The organism is Streptomyces sp. NPDC002574 (assembly GCF_042889545.1).
Lineage (GTDB): Bacteria > Actinomycetota > Actinomycetes > Streptomycetales > Streptomycetaceae > Actinacidiphila.
This window is the reverse complement of record NZ_JBIARB010000004.1, coordinates 290,378-305,501: the sequence shown is the minus strand read 5'-3', so window position 1 is coordinate 305,501 and position 15,124 is coordinate 290,378. Positions and strand designations below refer to the sequence as shown.

The window sequence follows — 15,124 nt, the reverse complement described above, 5'->3', positions numbered from 1 at the left end:
GGCTACCTGCCGCGGGAGCTCAGCAGCCCCGCGACCGCCACGGCGCCCGCCGCCAGGACCGCGGCGGCCAGGAGTGACAGCAGTGGGTAGGGGACACGGCCGGTGTGCAAGGCCGTGACCAGGTCGCGCACGGCGGCATTGGCGGGCGAACCGCCGGCGACGAGCACCGCGACCGCGGCGCCCGTGGTGACCGGCACCGCCCAGCCGGGGCGGAGCAGCACGGGCGGATTGGTGAGCGCCCCCACCGCCGTGCCCAGGAGCGCCGACACCAGGACGGTCAGCACACCCGACACCGCGGCCGGCCCCACCGGGACGGCCTTGAGGTGGTCGGTGGTGTGCGGATCGGCGACCCACAGGACGAGACCGGTGCCCACGACGCCCGTCAGCGCCGAGCACCCCAGCGCGGCCAGCAGCGCCGCCGTGTGCGCCCGCGCCGGTCCCGCGGCCGCCGCCACCACCGCGCGGGCGGCGGGCGGCTCACCGGTGACGCAGACCCGGACCAGCCACGCGGCGGCCGGGAGCAGCGCGGCCGCGTTCCAGCCGAGGGAGTCCAGCAGCGGCTGTGGCCCCGCGGTGAGACCGATCGCCAGGAAGGCCGCGTACAGCAGGAGCGGCGCCAGCCAGCGGTACGAACGCAGCAGCAGGGCGGTCTGGTAGCGCAGCAGCGCGGTCATGCGTCCTCCACCGGCGCGGCCGCCGGGCGCACCGCCCGGATGTGCCAGGGCGGGTCCGCGTCGAGCAGCCGCCGCAGGACGGCGTCGGATTCCCTCGCGGGGACGGTCAGCCGGAGCGTGCCGGGCACGGTCGTGCCATGACCGAGGCCTTCCGGCGGTTCCCCGCGCCCGACGGCTTCGACGACCACCAGAGGACCGGCGCCCCCGTCGTGGGGCACGGCCACCAGCCGGGCGTCCTCGACGCGGTGCGCTGCCGTGGTGTCGCCGGCCAGCCGCCGCAGGTCGTGGTCGACGAAGACCGCCGTGCCGCCCGCCGCGACGGTGGCGCGCACGGCGTCGTCCAGCACGGCGCGTGCCGGCAGGTCCAGGCCGGTCCACGCCTCGTCCAGGACGAGCAGTTCCGGCTCGGCGAGCAGCGCCTGGACGACGGCGACCTTCTGGCACGTGCCCTTCGACAGCTCCCGCAGCGGCGTGCGGGCGTACTGGGCGATGCCGAAGCGCTCCAGCCACCGCGCGGCACGGTCGGCGGCGGTCCGGCTGCCGAGGCCGTGCACCCGCCCGATGTGGACGAGATAGCCCAGCGCGTCGAAGGGCAGCGCGGGCGGGAAGCGCTCGGGCACGTACGCCGTGCGCGGGCGCCCGGTGACGCGCCCGGAGGTGGGGCGGTCGATGCCGGCGAGAACGCGCAGGAAGGTCGACTTCCCGCTGCCGTTGGCGCCCTCGATGCGCAGCAGCTGCCGCCCGGGCAGCTCCAGCTCCACCTCCCGCAGCACCCACGGCCCGCGCGCCCCGTAGCGCCGGCCGACCGCCTCCAGCCGCACGTCAGTGGGCGCTGGGCTGGTGCGGCGTCGACTCGCTGGGACGCACGATCACAAAGCCCTCGCCCTGCAGCATCAGCTGGACCGCCTCGCCCGAACCGCCGCGCAGCATCGAGCCGAAGCTCTGCGAGCGGTGCAGCGAGGTCTGCAGCTGCGCGCTCCAGCCGACGACAGCGTCGGTGTCGACGTAGACCGGCGCCTGCGGGGTGACCGGGATCACGATCGGGTTGCCCTCGCACATCACGCCGAGGCGGCCGTGGCCGGTGAACACGCTGTTGAAGAGGCCGCCGCCCACCATGCCGGCGCCCTTGACCACCTTTATCTCGTAGGCGAGCGTCGCGTCGAAGACCAGCACGTTGCGGCCGTTGATGGTGAGGCTGTCGCCCGGGTCGATGTCGATGACGAAGCAGTTTTCGGCCTCGTGCGCGAACCAGGCCTCGCCCTGGCCGCGCACCGTCATCAGCGGGAGGCCCTCGCCGGTCAGGGCGCGCTTGAGGAACTTGCCGACTCCCTGGCCCTTCACCTCGAACTGGAGGTTGCCGCGGAAGGCGATCATCGAGCCCTGTCGCGCCAGGCACTCGCCGTTGACGGCGTACTTGATCGACTTGGCGTTCTGCAGGGTCATGCCGGGCTCGGTGGCCGGCTGCGCCGTGTTCTCGGTCGCAAAGATGTCGCTGCGCACGCGCACATCCTGGCCCGGAAGGATCGCCTCCGCCAAGCCCGTCCGGGCCGGGTGGCAGACTGTTGCGGTGAGCACCGATCCTCGTGACAGCCGTCCCCAGTTCGTTCTTCCGCTGGTCGTCCGCATCGAGCGGGACGCGCCGCCCGCGCGCACCGACGCCCTGGAGACCGCCGCCCGCGCGGTCCTGGCACTGCGTTCCGACGAGCGCGCCACGACGGAGGACGGCGAGTGGGCCGAGGCCGTGCACGGCTGGGAGGACGCCCGCATCCGCAAGGTGGTGCGGCGGGCCCGCGGCGCCGAGTGGCGGCGCGCCGAGGCACTGCCGGGGATCACGGTGACGGGCAAGTCGGCCGAGGTGCGGGTCTTCCCGCCCGTGCCGCTGGACGGCTGGCCGAAGGACCTGGCCCGGCTGCAGGTCTCCGGCACCGAGCTCGAGGACCCCGAGGCACCCGCGGAGGCCGAGCCGGGCACCCCCGTGCTCTGGCTCAACCCCGGGGTGGAGATGTCCGCGGGAAAGGCCATGGCGCAGGCCGGGCACGGCGCGCAGCTCGCCTGGCTCGCCCTGTCGACGGCCGACCGGGAGCTGTGGCGCGAGGCCGGCTTCGCACTGTCCGTGCGCACCGCGCGGCCCGAGCAGTGGGGGGCGCTCGTCTCCGGCGGTCTGCCCGTCGTCCGGGACGCCGGCTTCACCGAGATCGCGCCGGGCTCGTGCACGGTCGTCGCCGACCACCCGGCGCTGCGCTGACCGCGGCCGCCTCGACGGCCGAAGCTCAAATCGAGCTCTGAACCGGCGGGGGACACGGTTCGTGCGACTTCTGCGGGGCCACAACCCCGGCAGGAGGAAGGGGGACCGGTGGAGCACTCGATGTTGGGCACGGGGATCGGCTGGCGTCCGGAGATCGCGGACACCGTCGAGGCGCTGGCGGAGGCCGGCCGCGTCGACTGGGTCGAGGCGGTCGCCGAGAACGTGTGTCCGGGCCGTGTCCCGGACTCCCTGGTACGGCTGCGCGAGCGCGGCGTCACCGTCGTCCCGCACGGGGTGTCGCTCGGCCTCGGGGGCGCCGAGCGGCCGGACCCGGAACGGCTGGCCGCGCTCGCGCAGCGCGCGGAGGCGCTGGGCGCCCCGCTGGTGACCGAGCACATCGCCTTCGTCCGCGGCGGCGGCGAGACGACCGGCTCCGCCCCGCTGGAGGCCGGGCACCTGCTGCCGGTGCCGCGCACCCGCGACGCGCTGGACGTGCTCTGCGAGAACGTGCGCATCGCGCAGGACGCGCTGCCCATGCCGCTCGCGCTGGAGAACATCGCCGCGCTGGTCGCCTGGCCGGACGAGGAGATGAGCGAGGGCGCCTTCCTCGCCGAACTCGTGGAGCGCACCGGGGTACGCCTGCTGATCGATGTGGCCAACCTGCACACGAACCACGTCAACCGGGGCGAGGACCCGGTCGCCGCCCTGGACGCGCTGCCGGCCGGGGCCATCGCCTATGTCCATGTCGCGGGCGGCTACGAGAAGGACGGCGTGTGGCACGACAGCCACGCCCACCCCGTGCCCGCGGCCGTACTGGACGTGCTGGCGGCGCTGTACGAGCGGGCCTGCCCGCCCGGCGTCCTGCTGGAGCGCGACGACGACTTCCCCGCGGGGGACGAGCTGGCGGCCGAACTGGCCGCCGTCCGCGCCGTGGTGGAGGCCGGGGCACGGCCCGCGACGGCCGGTGCGCCCGCCGCCCTGCCCGATGCGGTCGCGCCCGCGGCGCGGGCCGCGCGGCAGCGGCTCGCCCTGCGGCAGACCGCACTGCTGTCCGCGCTCGTGGCCGGCACCCCGGTGCCCGAGGGCTTCGACCGGGTCCGGGTCGGCGTGCAGAGCCGCGCCCTGGCGGCCAAGCGCGCCGGCATCGTGGCGAAGGTCGCGCCCGAACTCCCGGAGATCCTGGGCCCGGTCTACCGGCCCGCGTTCCTGCGGTACGCCGCCGCCCGCCCGCTCGGCGGGGGCTACCGGCGCGACGCCCTCGACTTCGCCGCCCACCTGCTCCACGGGGCGGCCGCCGCATCCGGCCCGGCCGGCGCCGCCACGCTGCCCGACGCCGCGGCCCTGCGCCAACTCCACGTGTGGTGGCGGGAACGCTCGGGTCCCGCCCCCCTGAACGGATGGCAACGGCGGCTGCTGCGACACCGATCCGCGATCACGCGACAGCCCTCACACGTATTCATACGTATGCGGGACACGCTCCGTTCAAAGCTGCCATAATCTTTTTCAACAGGCCTCCGACCTGCGAAGCAAATGCCAAGAAGGCCGTTCGCCGGGAAACGCAACAACGTACCAAGAACGGTGCGGCGATTCCCTGGATTCGCGAATACGTGATGTTTACTCGCCCGGACCGCGTCAAACGCACTAACGTGCGGTCCCATGCGATCCACCCGTTACGCCACCGGACTGAGCCTCGTGGTCGGGGCTTTCGTGGTCACCCTGGCCGCGCTGGCCTACCCGGTCATGTCGGGGCTGAACAGCCCCGCCGTCACCGCGGCCGCGGCCCAGACGGTCTCCACGCAGTACGGTCCGCTCACCCAGCTGGACCGCACCTTCGTCACCAAGGTGCGACTGGCCGGCCTGTGGGAGTTCCCGGCCGGACAAATGGCCCTGCAGAAGGGGACCACCTCCGCCGTCAAACGCGCGGGGCAGCACCTGATCGACGGACACACGGGGCTGGACTCGACGTGCCGAACGATCGCTCCCCAATTGGGCATTACCCTGCCCAATCAGCCGACTCCGCAGCAAATGGGCTTTCTGGCCACTTTGTCCGCGGCCAACGGCAAGGATTTCGACCAGAAGTTCGCGAACATCCTGAGGCTCGCCCACGGCCAGGTGTTCTCGGTCGTGGCGCAGGTTCGTGCCACCACCCGCAACTCACTGGTCCGCCAGCTCGCGGACCAGGCGAACTCGACGGTGCTGGACCACATCACCGTCCTGGAGAAGACCGGGCTGGTGAACTTCGACCAGATCTCCGTCGACACGACCGCGAGCCCGACCAACCCCGCGGCCGCGATACCGGTCTCCCCGGCCCCCGGAGAACCGACCTTCATCGTCACCCCGTCCCCCACGTACTCCCTCCCCCCCGCGGCGTCCTCACCCCAGCCGTCGCAGTAGAAATGAGCTATCCATGCCCACACGACAACAGATGAACCACCGGCGCAGGTTGAGCACCAAGCAACTCGTGCTGATAGCCGTGCTGGCACTGCTCGGCTCCGGCGGCACCTTCGCCCTGGTCACCGGCACGGCTTCGGCCCACTGGCGGCCCTCCTCGGGCCACTCCAACGGGTGGCAGAAGCCCAACCCGTGGAACAGCACCAAGGCCGACACCGGGAACAACAACGGAGGGAACCCGAACAACGGCGGCCAGAACGGCGGGACCGCCGCGCCGTCGGCCTCCGCCTCCGCCTCGGCGTCCGCGTCGGCCCCGGCCGGCGGTACGCAGACCAACGGGCCGGTCGCGGCGGACTTCGCGGACATCCGCTCGGTCCAGCCCAACGTGCAGCGGGCGGCCAACCAGCGGGGCGCCTCGCGCGGCGCCTTCACGGCGCGCTGCGGGCGCAACGAGAACAAGCACAACAACCCCGACAACTTCATCGTGGCCCCGGGTGTCTCCAACGGCGCGCACCACGTCCACGACTACGTGGGCAACCTGAGCACCGACGGCTTCTCGACCAACGAGACGCTGGCGGCGGCCGGCACCACCTGCGCCCGCGGCGACAAGTCGGCCTACTTCTGGCCGGTACTGCGCACCCGCAGCGCCAACGACGCGCCCGACGCCGACGGCAACACCGGCACGATCCTGCAGGCCCGGTCGGTCAGCCTGACCTTCAAGGGCAACCCGACCGCCAAGGTGGTCGGCATGCCGTCCACCCTGAAGATCATCACCGGTGACGCCAAGTCCTTCACCAACGGCGTCGCCAACGCCAAGGCGTCGTGGAGCTGCACCGGCTTCGAGAACCGTCAGCTCACCGACAAGTACCCGCTGTGCCCGCGGGGCAGCCAGGTGGTCCGCACCCTCAACTTCCCCAGCTGCTGGGACGGCGTGAACACCGACAGCGCCAACCACCGCACCCACGTCGTCTTCCCCGACGGCGCGGGCCAGTGCCCGGCCGGCACCAAGCCGGTCCCCCAGCTGCAGATGCGCCTGACCTACCAGGTGCCGCAGGGTCCGAACTACGCGGTCGACAGCTTCCCCGAGCAGCAGCACAAGCCGGTGACCGACCACGCGGACTTCGCCAACTTCATGCCGGCGAACCTGATGAACCAGGTCGTCAGCTGCGTCAACCGCAACCGCACCTGCGGCTGACGCCCCCGGTCCGCCCGCCCGATCCGGGAAATACCGGGCGGACCCCACGGGGGTTGGGCTAGAACTCCCCCATGTGGATGCTGTTCCTCTGCGTGGCCTGGGCCGCGGCGATCGTCTCCTGCGCACACCTGTGCAGGGCGGCGGTCGCCGCGGCCCAACTGCCGTCGCGGGCGCCCACCGAGCGCGAGCGCAGGCTCGGGCTGTACGAGATGGCCTACCTGTCCGGCGGACCGCGCAGGGTGACGGACCTGGCGATGGTCACGATGGGCCGCCAGCGGCGTCTGCACCTGGCGGGCACCGGCTGGGCGACCGTCGTCGACCCCGAGGGCCAGAACGCCATCGAGCGCGCCCTGATCGCCGCGATCGGTCCCGAGGGCCAGCGGCAGATCCCCGCGGCCCGCGTCGCGCACGCCGACTCGGACGTCGTCGGAGCCCTGGCGGACCGCCTCACCGCGGCCGGTCTGGCGGTTCCCGCCGCGGCCCGTGAATCCGTCGCCTCGGGCATGCGCGAGGTGCGCGCCGCCCTCGTGGTCATCGTCGTCGCGCTGGCCGCCGCGACCGCGGGCAACCCGGGCGGCGCCGGCCCGATCGCGCCCTGGTTCGCGCTTCCGCTGCTGCTGACCGCCGGCTGCCTCGGCATCGCGCACGTCGAGATCCACCCCTACAGCCGCTGGGCCTCCCCCACCGGCCAGGACCTGCTGCGCGCCGTCCCCGTCCCACGCGCCCCCGCCCCCGACGACCCCCACCTGCTCACCGCCCTCGCGGTCCGCGGCCCGTCCGCGCTCCCCGACCCCGAGCTCCGCGCCGCCCTGGCCTGAGAACGCGCGAAGGGGCGGCCGGTTCCCCGGCCGCCCCTTCGCGCGTCGTGCGGTGCCGTCAGGCCAGACCCGCCACCAGCTCCGCCACCGACCGGCGACGGCCGGTGTAGAACGGAACCTCCTCGCGGACGTGCATCCGCGCCTCGGAGGCCCGCAGATGGCGCATCAGGTCCACGATCCGGTGCAGTTCGTCCGCCTCGAAGGCCAGGATCCACTCGTAGTCGCCCAGCGAGAACGACGCCACCGTGTTCGCCCGCACGTCCGGGTAGCCCCGCGCCATCTTGCCGTGGTCGGCGAGCATGCGGCGCCGGTCCTCGTCGGGCAGCAGGTACCAGTCGTAGGAGCGGACGAAGGGGTAGACGGAGACGTAGGCCCGGGCCGTCTCGTCGGCCAGGAAGGCCGGGATGTGGCTCTTGTTGAACTCCGCGGGGCGGTGCAGGGCCATGTTGGACCAGACCGGGTCCAGACGGCGGCCGAGGCGGGTGCGGCGGAAGCGGTTGTAGGCGTCCTGGAGGGCGTCCGCGGTCTCCGCGTGCCACCAGATCATGACGTCGGCGTCGGCGCGCAGACCGGAGACGTCATAGGTGCCCCGGATCGTCACATCCTTGGCGGCGAGCTGTTCGAAGAGCTCCTCGACCTCCTCCGCCCAGCCCGCGCGGTCCTCGGGCAGGACGTCGCGGAGCCGGAACACCGACCAGAGGGTGTAGCGGATGACCTCGTTGAGGTCCTTGGCCTTCTTGCCCGCGTTGGGGGCCTTGGCCGGTGCGTCGGAAGCAGTCGAGTCGCTCATGGGGCTATTGTCCCGCGCCGGGTTCCGCGGACGGCCGCAGGGTGCCCAGCACCTGCTCCGCGGCGCCGCGCGCGCTCGCCACACAGGCGGGGACGCCCACGCCCTCGTACACCGCCCCGCAGACCGCGAGGCCGGGCAGCTTGGCGACCTGCTCGCGCACCCGGGCGACTCGGGCGAGGTGGCCGACCGGGTACTGCGGGAGACCGCCGTCCCACCGGGTGACGCGGGCCGCGACCGGCGCGGCGGTGAGCCCGACGGCCTCGCCGAGGTCCTCCCGGGACAGCCGCACGAGGTCGGTGTCGTCCCAGGCGAGATCGGCCTCCTGGCCGTACCGCCCGATCGAGGTGCGCAGCACGTAGACGTCGGAGTCGGCGGTCCCGCTCCAGTGCCACTTCTGGCTGGAGAAGGTGGACGCCTTGATGGTGCGCCCGTCGACCGGCGGGACGAGGAAACCGCTGCCGGGCAGGGCGTGCGTGATCTCGCGGCGCCGGAAGGCCATCGTCACCAGGGCGACGCTCGCGTACTCCACCGCCGCGAGATCGGCCGCGGCGCCCGGGGACTCCGAGCCGAGCAGCTTGGCGGCGGCGGGGGCCGGCACGGCCAGCACGACCGCGTCGGCCTCCAGCACCTCACGGACGCCTTCGTGGTCCCAGGTGACCTGCCAGCCCTCCGGGGTGCGCCGCAACTGCCGTACGGGCGCGTCGGTCACGATGCGGGCGCCGGCGGCGCGGCACGCCTCGGCGACCGCGACGGGCAGCCGTCCGACACCGCCGCGGATGCCGGCGAAGACCGGCGCCGGCTCCTTCTTCGCGGAGGCGGACGCGGAGGCCGCCGTGGCCGCACGGCGCTGGGTCTCGCGGACCGCCTCGATCAGGGAGCGGCCGGACCGGGCGCTCTCGTACAGCTGCGGGATGGCGGCGCGCAGCGAGATCTCGTACGCGTTGCCCGCGTACACCCCGCCCAGCAGCGGGTCGACGAGCCGGTCGACGACCTCGTGGCCGAGCCGGGCCGCGACGTAGGTGCCGACGGCGACGTCGTCGCCCACCTTCGTGCGGGGCAGCACATGGTCCAGCGGCAGCCGGGCCAGCCCGGCCGCGGAGAGCACGCCGGAGGCGGCGAGCGAGCCGATGTCGCCGGGGACGCCCATCACCCCGCCCTTGGGCATGGGCCGCATCCTGCCCCGCGTCCAGAGCCCGGCGGTGGTCGTCGCGGGCGGCTCCAGGTCGTCGCCGAGGCCGACGGCGCGGGCCAGGTCCACCGCCTCGGGGCGGCGGGCCAGCAGCGACTCCGCGCCGAGGTCGACGGGGACGCCGGCGATCTCGTCCGCGTACAGCTTGCCGCCGAGCCGGCCGGAGGACTCCAGCACCGTCACGCGTACCGCACCGCCCTCCAGCAGGAAGTGCGCCGCGGAGAGTCCGGAGACCCCGCCGCCGACGACCACCACGTGTCCGGCCCGGGGCTGCGTTTCGCTCATGCCTCCACTGTCTCAGACGCCGGAACGAGCCCTAACCGTGACCTCATCGGGATCACGGATCCGAAACCCCCCTCGCGTCGGTGGCGTCGAACCTGCGACATCGGCACCGGACCCCGGGGGGACCCCATGGACGCACCAACGACCACTGTCCGCAGAGCACTTGCCGCGCTCGCGCTGGCGGGCGTGCTCGCCCTCACCGGATGCGGCGCGTCGGGCGACGGCGGCCTCCAGAGCAGCGCGGACGACAAGGCCGCGGCGGAGCCGGCGCAGGCACCGGCGGACGGCATGGCCGAGGCGCCCTCCGGCGCCGCCGGTTCGTCGGGCGGGAAGGGCGGTACCCGGACGCCCGTCCTCGACCGTTCCCTCGTCGTCCGCACCGCGACGCTGACCGTCGAGGCCGGGAACGTCCCCGACGCGCTCGCCGAGTCCCGCACCCTCGTCGAGGCCGCGGGCGGCTACATCGGCGACGAGAGCACGTCCCTGGACGGCGAGGGCCGCGAGCACTCCCGCATCACCCTGCGGGTGCCCCCGGCGGGCTACGAGCGGCTGCTCGGGGACCTCGCCGGCCTCGGCAAGCTGCTGGGGCGCAAGGTCACCGCGGAGGACGTGACGAGCCAGGTCGTCGACGTGGAGAGCCGCCTCAAGTCGCAGCGCGCGAGCGTCGCGCGGGTGCGGGAACTGATGGACCGGGCGACCAGGCTGAGCGACGTCGTCACGCTGGAGGGCGAACTCAGCAGCCGCCAGGCCGATCTGGAGGCGCTGGAGGCGCAGCAGGCCTCGCTCAAGGAACGGACCGGCATGGCGACGGTGACGCTCGTCCTGACCGAACCGGCCCCGTCCGCGGCACCGAAGAAGGCCGACGGGTTCTGGGCCTCCGTGGGCGACGCGCTCGGCGCGGGCTGGCACGCGCTGTACGTCACCCTGCGCGCCCTGCTGATCGCCCTCGCCGCCGTGCTGCCGTTCGCCGTCCTCGCCCTGCTGGGCCTGCTGGTCTTCCGCCTGCTGCGCCGCCGCCGTGGCGGCCCCGTCGCGCCCGCGCCGGTCACCGCGCCTCGCCCCGCGCCCGAGGAGCCGCGTCCCTGAAGCAACGCGCGCACGCTCCGAGCGGCAGGCGGGAGCCGTGCCGCTCGGACCGTGCGCGGAAGAACGGAGGACGCGTGTGCGGCCGTGGCCTCAGCGCGCCGTCTGCTGGTGGACGAACTCCACGAGCCGGGTGAGCGCGTCCGGGTCCGTCGACGGCAGGACGCCGTGCCCGAGGTTGAAGATGTGTCCGGGCGCGGACTGGGCGGAGTACAGCACCTCGCGCGCCTTCTTCTCCACGGCCGCGGTCGGGGCGAAGAGCACCGCCGGGTCCAGGTTCCCCTGCAGCGCCTTGTCGGGGCCGACGCGGCGCGCCGCCTCCTCCAGGGGCACCCGCCAGTCGACGCCGACGACGTCCGCGCCGGCCTCGCCCATGAGCCCGAGCAGCTCGCCGGTGCCGACGCCGAAGTGGATGCGGGGCACGCCGTACCCGGCGACGGCGTCGAAGACCTTCACCGAGGCCGGCATGACGTAGCGCCGGTAGTCCTCGGGCGCCAGCGCGCCGACCCAGGAGTCGAAGAGCTGCACGGCGCTCGCCCCGGCCTCGATCTGCACCTTGAGGAAGGCCGCGGTGATGTCCGCGAGCCGGTCCAGGAGCCGGGCCCACAGCTCGGGCTCGCCGTACATCAGCGCCTTGGTGCGCTCGTGGTTGCGCGAGGGGCCGCCCTCGACCAGGTAGCTGGCCAGTGTGAAGGGCGCGCCGGCGAAACCGATCAGCGGCGTGGCGCCGAGCTCGCCGGTGAGCATGCCGATCGCCTCGGTGACGTACTTGACGTCGTCGGGCTCCAGCGGACGCAGCCGGTCGAGGTCGGCGGCGGAGCGGATGGGATCGGCGAAGACGGGGCCGACTCCGGGCTTGATGTCGAGGTCGAGCCCGATCGCCTTGAGCGGCACCACGATGTCGCTGTAGTAGATGGCCGCGTCGACCTTGTGGCGGCGCACCGGCTGCAGCGTGATCTCGGTGACGAGGTCGGGCCGCATGCACGACTCGAGCATCGGAATGCCCTCGCGCAGCTTGAGGTACTCCGGCAGGGAGCGGCCTGCCTGACGCATGAACCACACGGGGGTGTGCGGCACGTGACGACGCCGGCACGCCAGGATGAAGGGGGAAGCAGCGGTCTGCTGGTGCGCACTCACCTCCAAATCTTCGCATGCGCCAAGTGGGCGACCCGCCCAACCGGGTGTCGTCCCTCACTGAAGCCGCCCTTCGGCCTACGCTTCCGGGCATGGCAGCGGCTCATGGGCACCTCTCGGACGGGAACGACGCCCCTCTCCCGTTCCAGCACGCGGTCGACGCGCTGCGGCGCGCTCGCGTCCGGAACGAGGTCGAGCTCGAACCCGTGCCGCCGCCCAAACGCCTCGCCCCGCACGCCTACGCCCTGGAGGCGGCCGTCGTGGTCGAGGGCGAGGAACTGGCGGACGGGCGGCTGGTGCTGCTGTACGACGCGGACGGCCAGGAGGGATGGCAGGGCGCCTTCCGTCTGGTGACGCTCGTCCGGGCCGAGCTGGAACCGGAGATGGCGGGCGATCCGCTGCTGCCCGAGGTCAGCTGGTCATGGCTGACCGGCGCCCTGGAGACGCACGGCGCGGCCTTCGAGGCGGCCGGCGGCACGGTGTCGCGCAGTTCCTCGCACCACTTCGGCGCGCTCGCCGAGCGCGAGGACTCCACCCGTATCGAGATCCGCGCCTCGTGGACCCCCGTCGCGCTCTCCGGCGGCGTGCCGGACGTGGCCGCGCACCTGGCGGGCTGGTGCGACCTGATGTGCACGAGCGCCGGGCTGCCTCCGGTGCCGGCCGACCCGCGCCCGCCGCTGGGCGGGGCGCAGTCCGTCGTGCCGCTGCCCAAGCGCCGCGGTCCGCAGCAGACCCGCTGACGCGATCACCCTCACCCCTGCGCCCGACCTCGCGCTTTACCGCCGTCAACACGGGCTCACACGTGATGAACGCGATCTTCACACCTTCGATCGACAACGATCGACAGGGCGTCCGAATTGCCGGAATTGTTACTAAACAAACCGTGATCTTTCTCTAAAGCCGGGCGAAGTTGCTGCCGAAGGAACCTGTGACCCTTCCAGCCACAGTCCCAGGAGGCCCGGTGTCGGTTCTTCTCGAGCACCCCACAAGCCTGGTCGCCTACCGCCCGAACAAGCCGACCGCAATGGTGGTTGTCGCCGACCCCCGCGTTCGCTCCACCGTGACCCGCCATCTGTGGGCGCTCGGGGTGCGCGACGTGATCGAGGCGTCCTCCGTCGCTGAGGCCAGGCCGCGGGTCGGCACCCCCCGAGACATCTGCGTCGCCGACGTTCACCTCCCCGACGGCTCCGGGCTGACCCTGCTCGCAGAGACCCGCGCCGCAGGCTGGCCCAACGGCCTGGCCCTCTCCGCCGCCGACGACATCGGCGCCGTGCGCAACGCCCTCGCCGGCGGCGTCAAGGGCTACGTCGTCACCGGTACGCGCACCAACCTCGGCATTCCCGGGCGCCCCGGCGGCGCCCCCATCGGCGCGGCAGGACAGCGCGTCCAGCGCCGGCCCCCCGGCGCCCCCGGCCACGGGGGCGGCTACCGGGAACTGTCGGGCCGCGAGGTCGAAGTCCTCCGGCTGGTCGCGGAGGGCCAGTCGAACAAGGCGATCGGCGTCTCGATGGGCCTGTCCGCGCTCACCGTCAAGAGTCACCTGGCGCGCATCGCCCGCAAACTCGGCACGGGCGACCGCGCGGGCATGGTCGCGGTAGCGCTGCGTACCGGCATCATCCACTGATCGCAGTCACCGCCCCGGGGCGCCCGCCGACGGAACGTTCCGTCGGCGGGCGCCTGCCGTACACGGATACTCTTGACTGGTGACCGACGCCCGAGAGACCGCAACAGAAGCACCACCGGCGCCGGTCCCGCTGCTGGACCCGCGCGAGGGAATCCCGCCGGTGACCGCCAGCCCGGAGGCCTTCGCCGACGTCGTATCGGCCTTCGCCGCGGGCTCCGGACCTGTCGCCGTCGACGCCGAGCGCGCATCCGGTTACCGCTACGGACAGCGGGCCTACCTGGTCCAGCTGCGCCGCACCGGAGCAGGGACCGCGCTGATCGACCCCGTCGCCTGCCCCGACCTGTCGCCGCTGAGCGAGGCACTGGGCGATGCGGAATGGGTGCTCCACGCCGCGACGCAGGACCTGCCCTGCCTCGACGAGGCGGGGATGCGGCCCACGCGGCTCTTCGACACCGAGCTCGCCGGACGGCTCGCCGGATTCGCACGGGTCGGACTCGGCGCGATGGTGGAGAACGTCCTCGGCTTCGCCCTGGAGAAGGGGCACTCCGCCGTCGACTGGTCCACCCGGCCGCTGCCCGAGCCGTGGCTGCGCTACGCCGCGCTCGACGTCGAGCTGCTGGTCGACCTCCGCGACGCGCTGGAGGAGGAACTGCGCGAACAGGGCAAGCTGGACTGGGCGATGCAGGAGTTCGAGGCCATCGCCGCCGCCCCGCCGGCCCCGCCCCGGGTCGACCCCTGGCGCCGGACCTCCGGCATGCACAAGGTGCGCCGCCGCCGCCAGATGGCCGTCGTCCGCGAGCTGTGGAACCTGCGCGACCGGCTCGCCCGCGAGCGCGACGTCTCCCCGGGCCGCGTCCTCACCGACGCGGCGATCGTCGCCGCGGCCCTCGAGGCCACCCCGAACGCGCACGCGCTGGCCGCGCTGCCCGGCTTCGGGCACCGCATGGGGCGGCGCCAACTGGAGCAGTGGCAGGCCGCGATCGACCACGCCCGCCTCATCCCCGAACGCGAGCTCCCCCAGCCGGGCCCCGCCTTCACCGGCCCCCCGCCGCCGCGCGCCTGGGCCGACAAGGACCCGGTCGCCGCGGCCCGGCTCTCGGCGGCCCGGGCGGCGGTCTCCGAACTCGCGGAGCAGCTCAATCTGCCGCAGGAGAACCTCATCACCCCGGACACCGTGCGGCGCCTGTGCTGGGCGCCTCCGCGGGACCGTACGCCGGAGGCGGTGTCCGCGTTCCTCGCGGAGGCGGGGGCGCGCCCGTGGCAGGTCGAGCTCACCACCCCGATCCTCACCTCCGCGCTCGCCGCCCATCCCGCGTGAGGTTCTTCCCCCACCCTCTCGCCCTCTCCCAGCCTTCGGCCGGGGGTGCCCCCAGCGGGGGTACCTCGCCACACCCCCTCCGGGTCGGTTCGGGCGACTGACGGCCGGTGGGGGTGCTGTCGGCGGACGGCTGGGCCTCGGGACGGCGCTGCGCCAACGGATGGCCCGAGCACGGTGCCGTCTCTACCCTCCTCCGGGGATCAGGCGCATGACGAGACGGAGGGGGCGGGGAGTTGGGGGTACCCCCGGCCGGAGGCTGGGGGAGGGTGGATGTTCTGGACGGTGCGGCATATTTGTGCGCACTGTGCGGGCCGGGACGGGATGAGCAGGTGCTGGAAAGGCGCGTAAATATGCCAGTCCAGGACGTGCAGCCCCGGAGGC

At 73.6% G+C, this 15,124-nt stretch carries 15 protein-coding genes; 9 read left to right on the top strand and 6 right to left on the bottom strand.

Translation table 11 applies throughout. The annotated features are described in order from the left end of the window. Positions 1-2: 2 nt before the first annotated feature. From ACFYXS_RS11160 to ACFYXS_RS11150, 3 genes are read right to left on the bottom strand one after another with little or no spacing between them, the layout of a single operon-like run. Positions 3-674: an ABC transporter gene (locus ACFYXS_RS11160; protein WP_389246315.1), complete on the bottom strand. Its 672-nt coding sequence runs from the start codon at positions 672-674 to the stop codon at positions 3-5. After that, entirely contained in the window at positions 671-1,495 is an 825-nt protein-coding gene (locus ACFYXS_RS11155) for an ATP-binding cassette domain-containing protein (protein WP_389246313.1), read from the bottom strand. The genes ACFYXS_RS11160 and ACFYXS_RS11155 overlap by 4 nt, the downstream gene beginning before the upstream one ends. 1 nt (position 1,496) lies before the next feature. Then, entirely contained in the window at positions 1,497-2,174 is a 678-nt protein-coding gene (locus ACFYXS_RS11150; protein ID WP_389246311.1) for an AIM24 family protein, read from the bottom strand. Here ACFYXS_RS11150 and ACFYXS_RS11145 point away from each other — a divergent pair. From ACFYXS_RS11145 to ACFYXS_RS11125, 5 genes are all read left to right on the top strand, one after another. Continuing rightward, on the top strand, positions 2,116-2,919 hold the full coding sequence (locus tag ACFYXS_RS11145) for a peptidyl-tRNA hydrolase (protein ID WP_389246309.1): 804 nt from the start codon (positions 2,116-2,118) through the stop codon (positions 2,917-2,919). The two genes, ACFYXS_RS11150 and ACFYXS_RS11145, sit on opposite strands and share 59 nt — an antisense overlap. Positions 2,920-3,039: 120 nt before the next feature. Further along, positions 3,040-4,416, top strand: a complete 1,377-nt coding sequence (locus tag ACFYXS_RS11140; protein WP_389246307.1) for a DUF692 domain-containing protein — start codon at positions 3,040-3,042, stop codon at positions 4,414-4,416. A 159-nt stretch (positions 4,417-4,575) separates the two neighbouring features. Next, on the top strand, positions 4,576-5,313 hold the full coding sequence (locus ACFYXS_RS11135; protein WP_389246305.1) for a DUF4142 domain-containing protein: 738 nt from the start codon (positions 4,576-4,578) through the stop codon (positions 5,311-5,313). 13 nt (positions 5,314-5,326) lie between these two features. Further along, positions 5,327-6,505: a DUF1996 domain-containing protein gene (locus ACFYXS_RS11130; RefSeq protein ID WP_389246303.1), complete on the top strand. Its 1,179-nt coding sequence runs from the start codon at positions 5,327-5,329 to the stop codon at positions 6,503-6,505. A 71-nt stretch (positions 6,506-6,576) separates the two neighbouring features. Further along, positions 6,577-7,323, top strand: coding sequence for a TIGR04222 domain-containing membrane protein (locus tag ACFYXS_RS11125; RefSeq protein WP_389246301.1), 747 nt, complete (start codon positions 6,577-6,579; stop codon positions 7,321-7,323). A 58-nt stretch (positions 7,324-7,381) separates the two neighbouring features. Here ACFYXS_RS11125 and hemQ read toward each other — a convergent pair whose 3' ends face one another. Beyond that, on the bottom strand, positions 7,382-8,113 hold the full coding sequence (gene hemQ / locus ACFYXS_RS11120) for a hydrogen peroxide-dependent heme synthase (protein WP_389246299.1): 732 nt from the start codon (positions 8,111-8,113) through the stop codon (positions 7,382-7,384). Positions 8,114-8,117: 4 nt separating this feature from the next. After that, positions 8,118-9,587, bottom strand: coding sequence for a protoporphyrinogen oxidase (gene hemG / locus ACFYXS_RS11115; RefSeq protein WP_389246297.1), 1,470 nt, complete (start codon positions 9,585-9,587; stop codon positions 8,118-8,120). A 126-nt stretch (positions 9,588-9,713) separates the two neighbouring features. Between hemG and ACFYXS_RS11110 the strand changes: the two genes are divergently transcribed. Next, positions 9,714-10,670, top strand: a complete 957-nt coding sequence (locus ACFYXS_RS11110; RefSeq protein WP_389246295.1) for a DUF4349 domain-containing protein — start codon at positions 9,714-9,716, stop codon at positions 10,668-10,670. Positions 10,671-10,760: 90 nt separating this feature from the next. Here the strand turns inward: ACFYXS_RS11110 and hemE are convergent, their stop codons facing one another. Further along, positions 10,761-11,810, bottom strand: a complete 1,050-nt coding sequence (gene hemE, locus ACFYXS_RS11105; RefSeq protein ID WP_389246293.1) for a uroporphyrinogen decarboxylase — start codon at positions 11,808-11,810, stop codon at positions 10,761-10,763. Between the two features lie 83 nt (positions 11,811-11,893). On the opposite strand from hemE, the gene ACFYXS_RS11100 reads away from it, so the two are divergent. From ACFYXS_RS11100 to ACFYXS_RS11090, 3 genes are all read left to right on the top strand, one after another. After that, positions 11,894-12,541, top strand: a complete 648-nt coding sequence (locus ACFYXS_RS11100; protein WP_389246291.1) for a DUF3000 domain-containing protein — start codon at positions 11,894-11,896, stop codon at positions 12,539-12,541. A 221-nt stretch (positions 12,542-12,762) separates the two neighbouring features. Continuing rightward, positions 12,763-13,425 (top strand): response regulator transcription factor, encoded by a 663-nt coding sequence (locus tag ACFYXS_RS11095; RefSeq protein WP_319659018.1) that lies wholly within the window; start codon positions 12,763-12,765, stop codon positions 13,423-13,425. 79 nt (positions 13,426-13,504) lie between these two features. After that, positions 13,505-14,743: an HRDC domain-containing protein gene (locus tag ACFYXS_RS11090; protein ID WP_389246288.1), complete on the top strand. Its 1,239-nt coding sequence runs from the start codon at positions 13,505-13,507 to the stop codon at positions 14,741-14,743. Positions 14,744-15,124: the final 381 nt, after the last annotated feature.

Bases quoted from the DNA above. Each gene is read 5' to 3' on its own strand.
- ACFYXS_RS11130 (WP_389246303.1), top strand. From the start codon at position 5,327: ATGCCCACACGACAACAGATGAACCACCGGCGCAGGTTGAGCACCAAG.
- ACFYXS_RS11160 (WP_389246315.1), bottom strand. From the start codon at position 674: ATGACCGCGCTGCTGCGCTACCAGACCGCCCTGCTGCTGCGTTCGTAC.
- ACFYXS_RS11100 (WP_389246291.1), top strand. From the start codon at position 11,894: ATGGCAGCGGCTCATGGGCACCTCTCGGACGGGAACGACGCCCCTCTC.
- ACFYXS_RS11140 (WP_389246307.1), top strand. From the start codon at position 3,040: ATGTTGGGCACGGGGATCGGCTGGCGTCCGGAGATCGCGGACACCGTC.
- ACFYXS_RS11110 (WP_389246295.1), top strand. From the start codon at position 9,714: ATGGACGCACCAACGACCACTGTCCGCAGAGCACTTGCCGCGCTCGCG.
- hemG (WP_389246297.1), bottom strand. From the start codon at position 9,587: ATGAGCGAAACGCAGCCCCGGGCCGGACACGTGGTGGTCGTCGGCGGC.
- ACFYXS_RS11145 (WP_389246309.1), top strand. From the start codon at position 2,116: ATGCCGGGCTCGGTGGCCGGCTGCGCCGTGTTCTCGGTCGCAAAGATG.
- ACFYXS_RS11135 (WP_389246305.1), top strand. From the start codon at position 4,576: ATGCGATCCACCCGTTACGCCACCGGACTGAGCCTCGTGGTCGGGGCT.
- ACFYXS_RS11125 (WP_389246301.1), top strand. From the start codon at position 6,577: ATGTGGATGCTGTTCCTCTGCGTGGCCTGGGCCGCGGCGATCGTCTCC.
- hemQ (WP_389246299.1), bottom strand. From the start codon at position 8,113: ATGAGCGACTCGACTGCTTCCGACGCACCGGCCAAGGCCCCCAACGCG.